The organism is Nitrosopumilus maritimus SCM1 (genome assembly GCF_000018465.1).
In the GTDB taxonomy this organism is placed as follows: Archaea; Thermoproteota; Nitrososphaeria; order Nitrososphaerales; family Nitrosopumilaceae; genus Nitrosopumilus; species Nitrosopumilus maritimus.
This window is the reverse complement of record NC_010085.1, coordinates 879973-892924: the sequence shown is the minus strand read 5'-3', so window position 1 is coordinate 892924 and position 12952 is coordinate 879973. Positions and strand designations below refer to the sequence as shown.

Sequence of the window (12952 nt, the reverse complement as noted above, 5' to 3'; positions counted from 1 at the left end):
TTGCAGTTCATCTGCTAATCCTACCCACCATTGTTTTTGGTTTTCAGACATCAAGAGAACAGATCGAAGGTTGCTAATAGATCTGTTGGTAAATTCTTCAAAGTAATGGTTAAAGAAAATCTGACTTTTCTAGTAGTTCAATTATGTGACGTCTGAGAATTTTTTTATTTTTGATTCTGATTAACATTACAATATTTCTGCACCTTTGCCAAAGTATGCTTTGACATGTGGACGATACAAGTAGTACAATATTACAAAGTTAATTGCTAGACTAATTGGATTCATTGATGGAATGCTGATAATCACATTGAGAATAGTAAAAATTAGAGTAACAGTCCATGCCCATGATTTTCCTTTGAGTAATCCCCAAGCCAAAACAAAAGCTACTACGCCCATAGCAACCATGGTGCCACTGACAATTCCCATAATACTAGTACCAATCATATCAAAAACATCTGCACCAACAAAGCCCACCAACATACTGAAAACTGCACCAATTACTATTGAAGAAATTCCAGAAATAATTTCCAAAATAGCAATGATAGTTACACCTAAAGGTCTCACGTAATTTCTTGTGGAAGTAACACGAATTTCATTAGGTTTTGTAGAATTTGGTTTATTCTCATTACTGTTATTTTGTAGAGTCTTATTTTGAGTAGTTTCTTTTTTTGTATCATTTTTCAAATCAGTATTTTCAGAATCAGGCAAATGGGTTTGGATGAGATTCTCCAAATATTTTGCATCTGAAGCGTATAGTTTTAGATCTTGTTCTAACATACTTTTGATATGTCTTAATCTACCTTCATCACCAATGCCAAGAATCAAAAGTTCTTGAACTTTATCAAGCAAAGCTTTGTCCAACAATATTGGGATTGTAATGTGTTTTATCAAGGATTCTGTTTTGTAGAGTTAAACCAATACTTGTAAAACATGATTTGGATTATGGTCTTGCTTTATCATTAAAGGTTAAAACCTCTAAAGATTTGAATCCATGTTGGTAAAATCTCATTTTCATCAAACCCTATTAACTACTATTTCTTAGATTTTTCATGAAACTAATTATTGCTATTTCATTATTTTTGTTAGGCACATTTGCAATTTCAAATTCTTTTGCAGATGAAACAATCTCTGAAAACTATTCCTCAATTAATCAACAAGAACTCAAAGTTATGGTTGAGAATTGGATGAACAACCCTGATGAAGATGATACCCGTCAACGCCTTGAAATCATGAAGGCATATTATGCATTTGAGGAAACAGGAAACCAACTATCTCATGATCAAGAAGGACTAGTCTTGATGAACCAGATTAGAAAAATGGTCAGTCTACAGATTCCAGTAGAGGAACTTGATGAGTTACGAAAACAAGTTAGAATAGAGTTGGGATTAGAAGTTCCTTACGAGACTAAAATCTTCCATGTTGATTCAAGTCTGGTTGACTGTGTTGGTGTAGGACCTATGAAATGCATGCAAATCCGTGAAGATCCTAATTCTAACTGGCAAAATTTCTATGATTCTATCCAAGGATTTGATTATGCTGAAGGAAAGTCTTACAAAATTTCTGTAAAAGTCACTGATGTAGAGAGTCCTCCAGCTGATGCATCTAGCAAAAAATATGAGTTAATTGAAATTTTAGACCAAAAATCATTTGCAAAACACATTCCATACAAAGGAGTATGTGCTCCAGGATTTGTGTCGCTTGGAGAAATATGTGTCCTAAATGATAGATGTGGTCCTGGGATATATCCTGGCAAAGTATGTGTCATGGATGGAGTAAAACAACCATATCTTAGACCATCTCAACAAGGAGATGCTGGTATTTCATCTGCAGATGTAATATGTGCTGAAGAACTGAATCTGATTTTCAAATCTCATGACGGCTCACCTGCATGTGTAACTTCTGAAACAGCAAAGAATCTTGAACAACGTGGATGGCAAATACCTCTTCCAGTATTTGCATGCACTTTAGAGTATGCACCTGTCTGTGGAGTTGATGGGAAAACATATGGAAACAAATGTGCAATTGCATCAAGCCATGTTACAATAAAACATGTAGGTGAATGTACTAATGACATTCCTTAAAACTAAATTCGTGCAACCTCAACTTTGTATTTCTTGCATCTTGGTCTAGTTCTAAGTCGGTGATGGCAACAAGGACACATCACTCCATCATATAGTATCCATTGATCACATGCTTGGCATAGTTTCTGACCCAACTGGTATCTTTTTCCCACCTTTGGTTTTTGTGCTTGAAATTTTATGCATTTTCCAATACATGATGGGTGAGGATCAGATTCTCTTGACATTATGCAACCTCTGATATTGTTGGTGTATAGTTCATGTCAACTAGTCTGCATATGGAGTGAATTTGCTCATCTGTCTCAACCTTGCAATTTTTACATTCAAATTTTTTTGGTTCTTTGCATACAGAACAGTTTTGTCTAATTTCTAATTCTGTACCACATTTTCTACAACTCTCTACTCGCAATTCATTTTCACTCCTATAATATAGCGAGAACTTGTGACAAAAATTTCACAGTTCTGTAACTTGTCTAGGGTGACAGTGTGTTCTCGCATAGTATAGTTACGTTACTTTTGAACATATACCCTAGTCAGCTATCAAGCTGACTTTGTGATACGCCTCACCAAATCATTTCCTTAGTTTTAGCTTATTTCCAACTAGTTTTTTAGGAAACAAAATGGTGAGTCTTTCATGGCTGACTTGATTGATGAGACTGCAGATTATGTCTTGGAGCTTGCAAGCTCTCAGAGATTAAGCATACTGATTGGATTGCTAACAAAACAATCCACCCCTACTGCTTTTGCCAAAAGCATCGACTCTACAAAACAAGAAGTACACAGAAATTTTTCAAGATTGGAAAAAGCCGGATTGATAAAGAAAAATGTTGGAGGAACGTACTCTCTTACAACATTTGGTCAAGTTGTATGCACACAGGTCCCATCACTTGTGTTTTTGTCACAAAACAGAAAATATTTTGAAGAACACAATTTTGGTGATGTCCCACACAAGTTTCAAATGCGTTGTGGACAATTAGCAAACTCCCAATATGTAAAGGGAGTATCCAAAGTTTTAGAAACCTGGAAGACTATATACAAAAATTCTGATGAATACGTCTATGAGATTTTATCTGAAGTTCCACTTGATCTTATTGAACCGCTTGTAAAAAGAGTCAAGAAGGGTATACGATTCAACTATATCTTTTCAGAGTCTGCTGTCGTTCCAAAGGGAAGAAAGACATTGCTAAAAAAACTTGGATTTGACAAGCTTATGGAAAAGGGACTCGTTGAAAGAAAGATGGAAAAGGATGTCAAAACAGTAGTTGTTCTAAACGAAAAAGAAGCCTGCATAATGTTTCCTACATTGGATGGTGAGTCTGACATTAGTGAGATGCTCTATTCTGATGACCCAATGTTCCATGAATGGTGTCTTGACTATTTTAGATATTGTTGGTATGGCTCTGATATATTCAAAGAAAGCAAACTAAAAGAGTAATCAAATGTAAATTCCCTGCAAAGTTCTCAAACTCTTCTTCTTTTTGTGTTCGTGTCTGTGATCTCCTTTCTCCTCACATGATCCTCCTTCACATGTAACATAAGAGATTGAAGTCCAAAATGCCTGAGGACTCTTTTCTTCCATTTTATCTGATGCAACAAAGTGATACGACAAGATTGCCATAATCACAAACATTGCTTTGATACTTGTTTTCATGATATGGTGTAGATTTGCCACATCATAGAGTGCGGTAAGCTTTCAAGCTTACCTGTAATGACTTGGTTTTACCAGAATCTATGTTCAACTATGTGCAACTAGTATCATGAAAACACAACAAATCTCAAACTGGGATAAAATGGTTCACGCCCCATTCAAAAAGGTCGTAAAATTCGACCTCATCTGCATGGCAATCGGTGCAGTAATGGGAATGGGTGCAGGTGCCTACTTTGTTGCTAGCGGTTTACTCGGCTAGCAACACATTTTTTTATTTTATATCTGGTCCAAAACTCATAGAATTCTAATCAAATAGATTTGTCTTGATGCTTTTGAGTTGTATTGGAATTTTTCAATTTGGACCGCATTAATTCTGGGATTTTCCAAAAAATGTGTATATGCAGTATAATCTGATGTAATCAAGTTGCATCCTTGTTCTTCACAGAATGTACCTATCTCCTTATCATTGCTACCTTTTGGTGGGGCAGGTTTAGTTCCGACAAAAAATATTTTTTCGTATTTTTGATGGATTAAATCTTGATTGTCTTCTCCCCATCCTAAAGCCTGTTCATCGACTAGAACCTTGTGAACCATGTTCTAAGTATTATCAACATCAAGCAAAATAACCGGACAAGTAACATTTTCTACTACTTTTCTAGATACGCTTCCTAGTGACAACAGTTTTTTTACTCCTTTTAATTTTCTACGTTTTGCCATTACGACTAAATCTATATTCTCATTTTGAATTGTATCTAGAATGATCTCAGCTGCATCTCCCATCTCAACTTTAACTTTGGTTTCAATGCTTTCATCATTGCATTGTTGACTAAGTTTTTCCATCACTTTTTCCATCTCTTGACGTATTGATTCATTTGCATCTTTGATACTGTCAAATATTTTCTCTCTTTCTGACTCTGCTAGACCAAATGATATTGGTGGCCTTTGAATCTCTTCAATAATGTGTAGGATTATTATCTTGGCAGATGAATTCTTTGCAGCATGTATTGCATGTTTTAGTGCATTGTCTCCTGCTGGAGTTCCTGCATGAGGAACAAGTATGGCTTTATACATTACAGGTGTGTTTTGATATTCCTAAATAAATTGTTGACTGCCAAAAGAACAAAATAAATCAAATCTTTAGAACTATAACCCAAATTTTGTGTTTTTATGTATGAGGTGAAAGGAAAAAGACATCAAAATCATCTAATTCTTTTTTATAATGTTTGATATATCAAGTGTTGTGAAATACAAAGCAATTGAGCCCTCTTACACAACAAAAGATGGATGTCGAATTGTATGGGAAGGGGTTGATGAGGATGACACTGATGTCGTAATACTAAACAAAAATGAATTATCAAATCTTGTAGAACTTTTTAAAAAAAACTCTGTTGGTGAAGTGGAATTAGAAGATCAATCAAGCTATATTCGAGTGAATTCTGATGTTACTCAGTTTAATTTGAGTAATCATGGATTGTTAGAGGTAGACACAAATCAAATTCAAGAAGACGTTTTAGAGTATGCCAAAGTCCCACATGAACCCCAGTATGTCTACATTGGAACAAAAGAGTTCTATCCCTCTATATGGATTCGAGATGACGATAAAGTACAAAGAGAAATTTCTATCAAAGATCCAAAAAAATCTTTGATTCAAGCTATCCTGTCTTCAGAACCTGAAAAAATTAGGCAAGACTTGTCTCCTACTGATTTGTTTAGGGTATTTGCAACTAGACGCTCAACAAGGAAATTTGACAAAACAAAGGTTGAGGATTGGAAGATTGACAAGATTCTTTCGGCAGCTGATGTTGCACCTACTGCAGGAAACTTTCAAGGTTTCCAAGTATTTTTGATAAAAAATAAAAAAACAAAAGAAGCCCTTGTAGAGGCTGCAAACAAGCAACCTTATGTCAACGCACCAGTTGTACTGGTGTTTTGTACAGATCCATCCCGAGTGAAATTGAAATTTCCTCCTGAAATATTAGACAAGTTTTCTTTGCAGGATGCAACAATAGCTGCAACATTTTCCTTGTTAGCCGCTTCAGGTGTTGGATTAAGTACCATTTGGATAGGAATGTTTGATGAAGAAAAAGTAAAGAAGATTCTTGGAACTGACTTGAGACCATCATCTATTCTTTGCATTGGTTATCCTGATAAGAAAAAACCACCAAAGTCAAGAAGACATCTAAAAGAACTAATCAGAGTCATTGAATAACCCAGAATGATATTTATTTAATTTCAAATGAGTTTTTTCATGGCAGATGAACCCGAATCAACATCTATCAAACATGAAATTTTAGACAAGATTGCTGCACTCATTGCTGCAGCCTTTGGTTTGGTAGCCGCACTTGCTTGGAATGAAGCAATCAAGGCGTTGTTTCGTGAGTACTTTGGACCAACTGATCAAGTAGGACCAATGATAGTTTACGCAATTATTGTAACCATGATTGCAGTTGTTCTGACAATTTTTGTTGCAAGAGCTGCATCTCAAGCAAAAGCTCTGTTAGGAAAACGAGATTACAGGTGTGCATTATGTAATTTTAAGACATATGTAGAAGCAGAATTTATGGAGCATCTATCAAAAGAGCATTCTGCAAGCGATGACAAGTTTATTTCAAAATAAACAAAAAAGTCTCTAAAAATAATACATGTAATTTGGCTTAATGGTTGACCACTAAGTTAAGTTAAATATTTACTGAGACACACTACATTATGTTTGCCCTAATTTTCGGTCTTTTTACGTTTGCAGGAATTACAATAGATGAAAACATAATCACATACTTTACTGATTTTGAAAATATCACAAGTCAATTTGGAACAGATGTGTCCTTCACTGATTTGATAGGATATTCCATAGGGATGGTTGTATATGGAATTTTTATCTGGAATTTTTACAGATTCCTTGCAAGACGTGAAATGATTCCTTTACGTCTAAAAAAATATGAGACAGATGGAAAAAAGATCACTTCGATTATTGTCTATTTTGTAAAATATGTTGTTGTATTTCCTCTGGTTGTTCTAGTTTGGTTTGTAGTTTATTCTACATTTTTGTTCTTTATGGCACCAGATTTGCCAATAGAACATGTATTTCTAATTGTAATTTCATTGGTAGTAACTGTTAGAATATCTGCATACTACAAAGAAGATCTTGCAAAGGATTTTGCAAAATTAATACCCTTTGCATTATTGGGTATCTTCCTTACTAGTAGTATTTTCTTTACTGCAGAAGATGTGGCAGAACGAACATTTGGATTCCTTCCATTTTTAGGAAAAATCCTAGGATTTGTTACATATGCAATTATCGTTGAGGCATTTTTACGAATTTTGTTCTTGATAAAACGAAAAATTTTGCCTGTTGCAGAAGAAAAATTAGAAGAACAAATTGAAAAACAAATAGATGAAAAAATCAAAATCCATGTAGAAAAAATAGAAGATAAACAAGAAGATCTAGAAAAGAAGATAGATAAGGAAACTGATGAAATTGAAAAGAAGATAGAAAAAGAAACTGAAAATATTGAAAAGAAAATAGAAGAAGAAACAAATGATATTGAGAAAAAAATAGAAAAAGAGACTGATGATGTGGAGAAAAAACTGCAAGACGAGGTAAAAAAATCAAAGGACAATAACGGAACTTGATCAAATCTGTTGTAACATAACAATTAGAAAAAAAGAAAAATTAGTTTCCTGAGACCAAATCCCAGATGAATTCAAAGAATTCTTTTACCATGATAGTAATTCTTCAAAAAAGTAGTTAATTTCATATCTGAAAATTCATTGACAAACACTTGACACTTTTTTATTTAATCATAGGTGTGCAGTATTTGGATAATTAGTTGTATGATGCCATTTTTTGTTTCATTTTAGTTGACTTGGATCTGAATTAAAACAACTAGTTATTTGGTTTTTGTATGAACTCAAAAACATCATTCTTTAAAGCATTAAAGAAATATCAAAATATATGCGATGCCCGAATTGTGGAAATCAAGCAAGTTGGAGAGATCCTGACTGTAACAAATGTGATGCAAAGTTACACCAAAAAAACTGTAAAGGTAAGGCTCCTGACTGCAAATGTCATGATGTCAATGAACAGGCATGGATTCTCAAATCCCAACCAAATTAAAATTAAATACAATCAAAAAATATTGTGAATATCTCATGAAAGTATCACTAATCTATAATGAAAAGAAGATAGATCCAAATGATGTCATCAATGTTTTTGGAATGACAACAAAAGAGCATTACAGCTCAAAAGCTGTTGAAAGAGTTGCAAGAGCATTAGAGAAAGGAGGTCATTCTGTCAAAGTTATTGAAGGTGATATCCATCTTGCTGATGAATTACGTGAGTTTATGCCCAAAGTAGTTTCAGGCGAAAAGCCAGGGATGGTTTTCAATATGGCATATGGAATTCAAGGGCAAAATAGGTACACACATGTTCCAGCCATGATGGAGATGCTTGGGATTCCTTACATTGGCTCTGGTCCTGCAGGTCATGCAATTGTACAAGATAAGGTGATGACCAAAATTGTTCTTCAAAAAAATAATATCCCAACCCCTGGTTTTTGGGTATTCAAGACACCAGACGATAAATTTGATGATCTAGTTTTCCCCGTAATTGTAAAACCAAAACTAGAATCAACTTCTATGGGAATGGAAGTAGTTGATAATTGGGATGATTTGCGAAATGCTGTCAAAGTTCAGATTGAAAAATATCAACAAGACATTCTAGTAGAACAATTTATCTCTGGACGAGAGTTTGCAGTAGGATTAATTGGGAACAGTCCAAACATTGAGGTTCTTCCAATCGTTGAAATTAATCTTGGAGATCCTGACAAAATTCAAACAATTTCAGATAAAAAGAAAACAGGTGGTGTTGATAAAACATGTCCTGCAAAATTATCCAAAGAAAAAACAGAATATATGAAAAAGATTTGCATTGATGCATTCACAGCTTTGGGTCTTAATGACTATACTAGAGTTGACTTTAGAATGGATAAAGATGAGAATATCTACATTCTAGAACTAAATTCCATGGCGAGTTTGGGAATGGGTGGTTCTTTGTTTTATGCCGCAAAAACAGCTGGATACACTTACGAATCTTTAATCAATAAAATTTTAGACGTTGCAACCATGAGATATTTTGGTTCGTCTCAATTGCCTGAAACTGAACATGAACCTGACCTTACACAACCACTGCGGATTGTTGCACGCACTTATCTGAGAAGTCACCTACAAAACCAAAAAGACACTTTGAAAGATTTTGTTAACTTGAATACGCATGTACATAACATCGATAATGTAAACAAATTAGGCACAATGTTGTCTAGGAGGATGAAACACTTGGGCTTCTCTGAGCATTTGCACAGGCAGTTTGAGATTGGAGATTTTCATTATTTTAAGAACCATGAGGATGAGAAAAACGATGTTCTGATAATATCTCATATGGATACTCATTATGGTCCAAATGATTTAATCTCGTATTTTGAAGATGATGATAGGATTTACGGTTCAGGAATAGCTGAAAGTAAGGGCGGTCTAACTGTAATGCTGGGTGCATTGCATGCTTTACGCTTTGCAAAACGTCTAAAGAAAATAAAATGTGGTGTCTTGCTTACAACCGATGATAGTCTAGGCGGACGTTTTAGTAAAAAACTTGTCCAACAATATTCTAAAAAATCAAAGTATGTTATAGGATTAAAATCTGCAAGCAAAGATGGAGGTATAATTACTACTTGTTATGGAAGAAATGACTATCAAATTCGATTCACCACTCCTAATTCCACATCCTCTGATATTCATGGAATAATTCCTATACTTGGTAAAAAGATTACAGCAATTGAAAAACTTTCAAAAGATGAAAAAAATTATCGTCTGAGAACAACATCTGTTATAGCTCAAGGCACTCATGGCCATGCGCCAAATTATGCAACGTTATCTATAGTTTGTAGTTTTAAAACTCCTGCATTAGGTAAAACAATGGATTCTAAAATTCGAACTATTATGCAAAAAAAAGAATCCGGACAAAAAAATTTGGAAGTTGCAATTAATCAAATACAAACAAGACCTCCAGTCATTGAAGAAGAATCTGATAAAAAATTCTACGAGCAAGTAGAAGATTTGGCTAAAAAACATGAATTAAAAATAAGACGCCATGAACAGATAATGTCCTCAGATATTAGTAATGTGCCTTCAAGATTGCCTGCACTAGATGGGTTTGGTCCTGTTGGTCACAAATATCGCTCTACACAAGAATACATACTTCATGATAGCATCACAGAACGTTCTGCTCTGCTTGCATCTGTGTTGTATAGGTGTAGTGGAAATTGAGCTTAGAATATCAACTAGCTGCACTTGCAGGTCTAATTGGTCTTTCTGGTTTTTTCAGTGGTCTTGAAGTTGCACTTGTGGGTACAAGTCAAGCCACAATTGAGAGACTCGTCAAAGATAATGTAAAGGGCGCAAAATCTCTTCAGAAATTAAAGGCCAATCCTGGATGGATGATGTCTAGTGTCAATCTTGGAAATAATCTTGTCAATATAGGCTCTGCATCCCTTGCTACTATAGTTGCAATTGAAATTTTTGGAGATAACGGAGTGGGAATTGCAGTTGGTATTATGACTTTTCTTGTAATAATATTTGGTGAAGTAACTCCAAAAACTTATTGTAATGCAAATGCCACAAAAGTTGCTTTACGATGCAGTAGAATTTTGTTAACATTCAGTTATGTTTTCTATCCTGCAGTTTGGATTCTTGAAAAGATAACTCGTGGAATTATCAAAATAACTGGAAGTGATTATCAACCTCCTGCCCTAACTGAGGATGAAATTAAAGGAATTATTGCTCAGGGTCATAGAGATGAAGCTTTAGAAAAATCTGAACGAGATTTACTTTACGGTGCTCTCAAATTTGATGATACTGTGATAAGATCTGTAATGATGCCAAGAACTAGAATGTTTAGTTTGCATGGAGATATGGAACTAATTACAGCTGCAGATAAGATTCACAAGAGTGGTCATTCTAGAATCCCCATATATGGAAAGGATCATGATGACATACTTGGTATTCTTCATGTAAGAGATATTCTCAAACATCTAAAAGATAAAGAACTGCAAAAAATGAAACTACGAGAATTTGTAAGAGAACCAATCTATGTGTCTCAGGAAAAACGAATGAGCGAACTTCTCAAACAAATGCAGGCAAAAAATACCCATATGGCCATAGTTGTTGATGAATTTGGTGGCGTTGAAGGCCTTGTTACTCTAGAAGATCTTATTGAAGAGATAGTTGGCGAAATTCATGATGAGACTGATCTAAAGAGTCCTCATTATCAAAAAATCAATAATGATGTAATTCTTGCAAATGGAGAAATTGAAATAGACGAGATTAATGAAATCTTCAAATCCAATCTTCCTAGAGGTGATGATTATTCTACATTAAATGGCTTGTTGCATGAGAAACTTCATGATATTCCTCAAGTTGGAAATGTCATAAACATTGATGCATTAGAAATCAAGGTTGAAAAGGTTTCAAAAAACAAACCTGTTTCCTTACGAATTACTAAGAAAAAACCTCTTGAGGAGAATCTAGATTGACAAATGTAGCTGGTTTGGTTGTAAATCGACTTGTGTATGGCTTTGTCTTTGCATTTTTGTATCAAATCGTTGTCGCAGTTGCTACGTCTTTGTTATCCATTCCTTTAACTGGAAACATTCAAGATCTTATCACTGGATTTGAACACATTGAAAAAGAACAGGGATACTTGCTTATCTTCTGGTGGATTATTTCTACAATTATTATTACTGCTCTTTCTTTGATAATTGTACGATACAAAAAATACATCTCTCCTTACAAAAATGAACCAGACATTGACATCCCTCCAAAAATAACTGCTGTTACTGCAATTGTGATTGGTGCAATAATCTCTTTCTTGTTTTTCTTACTTGATTCAATACTTGGCTCTATAGTAAAAATTGATTCTGCAACTGATGTTCAGGCTATTTATGCTGCTGCAAGTAACGGGGATTTTATACCTCTTGTTGTAAGTATTGTATTTTCAATTATTGCTGGATTCATAATAGTTGGTGTTGCTAGTAAAACTGCAAAAGTTAAAGAGTTGACAAAGAAAGTTGATATTTCAGAATTTTCCAAATTTTCAAAATTAATGTCAAAAAAAGATGATGATGTTACGACATTATCTGATACCGTTGGACTTCAACCTGGAGCACTAGTGCATGTTGGTGAACAGCATGTCAAGAAAGTATTAATTCAACAAATTGAATATGATGTGAATAATCACACCGTAAAAGATTTTGAAAATATTGATGATTGCTTAAACACTCATGACAACTCCCTTGTTTCTTGGACCAATATTGTAGGACTTCATAACCCAGATCTTATTAGGAAAATTGGTCAATACTATAATCTACATATCCTTACACAAGCCGATATCATGAACACACAACTAAGACCCAAACTAGACGCCCAAGATGAAAATTTGTTTTTGATCTTAAAACTACCTCATATTACAAATGAAGGAAAATTATTCATGGAGCAGATCAGTCTTATTTTGGGAAAAGATTTTGTCATATCTTTCCAAGAGACCGAAGATGATGTCTTTAATCCAATTAGAGAGAGACTTGAAAAGTCTATAGGCGCATTAAGAACCAAGAAGAGCGATTATCTTGCTTATGCTCTAATTGATGCAGTAATAGACCACTTTTACGTAGTTATGGAACACATTGGAGCCAGGACTGAAGTCCTTGAAGAAGAATTAATGTCAAATCCTACTGCTCAAACATTAGAAGTAATTCATACGCTCAAACGAGAAATGGTGGTTCTAAGAAAGTCCATTTGGCCTCTACGTGAGGTGATTGATAGTTTGGAGAGAACTGATTCTGAATTAATTGAAGACAGAACAAAAAGATACCTTCGTGATGTTTATGGTCATACTGTTCAAGTTATGGATAACATTGAAGGACTAAGAGATATGATTGGGGGAATGTTGGATACCTATCTGTCTAGTGTGAGTAATAAAATGAATGAAATCATGAAAACATTGACAATAATTGCAAGCATCTTCATTCCAATAACATTCATTGCTGGAATTTATGGTACAAACTTTCAATACATTCCTGAATTAGAATGGGAGGGCAGTTATTTTGTTATGATTTTTGTAATGGTAATAATTGTAATGGCAATGCTTGCGTGGTTTAAGAAAAAACAATGGTTGTAACAT

General features: G+C 34.4%; 16 protein-coding genes. 10 read left to right on the top strand and 6 right to left on the bottom strand.

Going from position 1 to position 12952, the window contains the following annotated elements; translation table 11 throughout:
- Positions 1–186: 186 nt before the first annotated feature.
- On the bottom strand, positions 187–861 hold the full coding sequence (locus NMAR_RS09955; RefSeq protein ID WP_238523157.1) for a DUF2127 domain-containing protein: 675 nt from the start codon (positions 859–861) through the stop codon (positions 187–189).
- A gap of 188 nt (positions 862–1049) precedes the next feature.
- On the opposite strand from NMAR_RS09955, the gene NMAR_RS05450 reads away from it, so the two are divergent.
- Entirely contained in the window at positions 1050–2081 is a 1032-nt protein-coding gene (locus NMAR_RS05450; RefSeq protein WP_012215398.1) for a DUF4377 domain-containing protein, read from the top strand.
- 2 nt (positions 2082–2083) lie between these two features.
- On the opposite strand, the gene NMAR_RS05445 is transcribed toward NMAR_RS05450, so the two are convergent.
- A complete protein-coding gene (locus tag NMAR_RS05445) occupies positions 2084–2305 on the bottom strand; it encodes a hypothetical protein (protein ID WP_148680126.1) in 222 nt (73 codons plus the stop codon).
- Positions 2305–2487: a hypothetical protein gene (locus NMAR_RS05440; RefSeq protein ID WP_148680125.1), complete on the bottom strand. Its 183-nt coding sequence runs from the start codon at positions 2485–2487 to the stop codon at positions 2305–2307. The genes NMAR_RS05445 and NMAR_RS05440 overlap by 1 nt, the downstream gene beginning before the upstream one ends.
- Positions 2488–2712: 225 nt before the next feature.
- Between NMAR_RS05440 and NMAR_RS05435 the strand changes: the two genes are divergently transcribed.
- Positions 2713–3513: a helix-turn-helix transcriptional regulator gene (locus NMAR_RS05435; RefSeq protein WP_012215397.1), complete on the top strand. Its 801-nt coding sequence runs from the start codon at positions 2713–2715 to the stop codon at positions 3511–3513.
- On the opposite strand, the gene NMAR_RS05430 is transcribed toward NMAR_RS05435, so the two are convergent.
- Positions 3514–3729 (bottom strand): hypothetical protein, encoded by a 216-nt coding sequence (locus NMAR_RS05430; RefSeq protein WP_148680124.1) that lies wholly within the window; start codon positions 3727–3729, stop codon positions 3514–3516.
- A gap of 106 nt (positions 3730–3835) precedes the next feature.
- On the opposite strand from NMAR_RS05430, the gene NMAR_RS09755 reads away from it, so the two are divergent.
- Positions 3836–3985, top strand: coding sequence for a hypothetical protein (locus tag NMAR_RS09755; RefSeq protein ID WP_187146511.1), 150 nt, complete (start codon positions 3836–3838; stop codon positions 3983–3985).
- Positions 3986–4020: 35 nt separating this feature from the next.
- Here the strand turns inward: NMAR_RS09755 and NMAR_RS05425 are convergent, their stop codons facing one another.
- Both NMAR_RS05425 and NMAR_RS05420 read right to left on the bottom strand, forming a co-directional pair.
- Positions 4021–4320, bottom strand: coding sequence for a hypothetical protein (locus NMAR_RS05425; protein ID WP_012215396.1), 300 nt, complete (start codon positions 4318–4320; stop codon positions 4021–4023).
- Between the two features lie 3 nt (positions 4321–4323).
- A complete protein-coding gene (locus NMAR_RS05420) occupies positions 4324–4797 on the bottom strand; it encodes a universal stress protein (protein WP_012215395.1) in 474 nt (157 codons plus the stop codon).
- A gap of 169 nt (positions 4798–4966) precedes the next feature.
- Between NMAR_RS05420 and NMAR_RS05415 the strand changes: the two genes are divergently transcribed.
- From NMAR_RS05415 to corA, 7 genes are all read left to right on the top strand, one after another.
- Positions 4967–5935: a nitroreductase family protein gene (locus tag NMAR_RS05415; protein ID WP_148680123.1), complete on the top strand. Its 969-nt coding sequence runs from the start codon at positions 4967–4969 to the stop codon at positions 5933–5935.
- A 39-nt stretch (positions 5936–5974) separates the two neighbouring features.
- Positions 5975–6343, top strand: a complete 369-nt coding sequence (locus tag NMAR_RS05410) for a DUF5654 family protein (RefSeq protein WP_148680122.1) — start codon at positions 5975–5977, stop codon at positions 6341–6343.
- 89 nt (positions 6344–6432) lie between these two features.
- A complete protein-coding gene (locus NMAR_RS05405; protein WP_012215392.1) occupies positions 6433–7356 on the top strand; it encodes a hypothetical protein in 924 nt (307 codons plus the stop codon).
- 272 nt (positions 7357–7628) lie between these two features.
- Entirely contained in the window at positions 7629–7868 is a 240-nt protein-coding gene (locus NMAR_RS05400; RefSeq protein WP_148680121.1) for a hypothetical protein, read from the top strand.
- A 7-nt stretch (positions 7869–7875) separates the two neighbouring features.
- Complete coding sequence (locus NMAR_RS05395; RefSeq protein ID WP_148680120.1) at positions 7876–10044, top strand: M20/M25/M40 family metallo-hydrolase; 2169 nt, start codon at positions 7876–7878, stop codon at positions 10042–10044.
- Entirely contained in the window at positions 10041–11309 is a 1269-nt protein-coding gene (locus NMAR_RS05390; protein ID WP_012215390.1) for a hemolysin family protein, read from the top strand. The genes NMAR_RS05395 and NMAR_RS05390 overlap by 4 nt, the downstream gene beginning before the upstream one ends.
- Positions 11306–12949: a magnesium/cobalt transporter CorA gene (gene corA, locus NMAR_RS05385; protein ID WP_012215389.1), complete on the top strand. Its 1644-nt coding sequence runs from the start codon at positions 11306–11308 to the stop codon at positions 12947–12949. Before NMAR_RS05390 ends, corA begins: the two co-directional genes overlap by 4 nt.
- Positions 12950–12952: the final 3 nt, after the last annotated feature.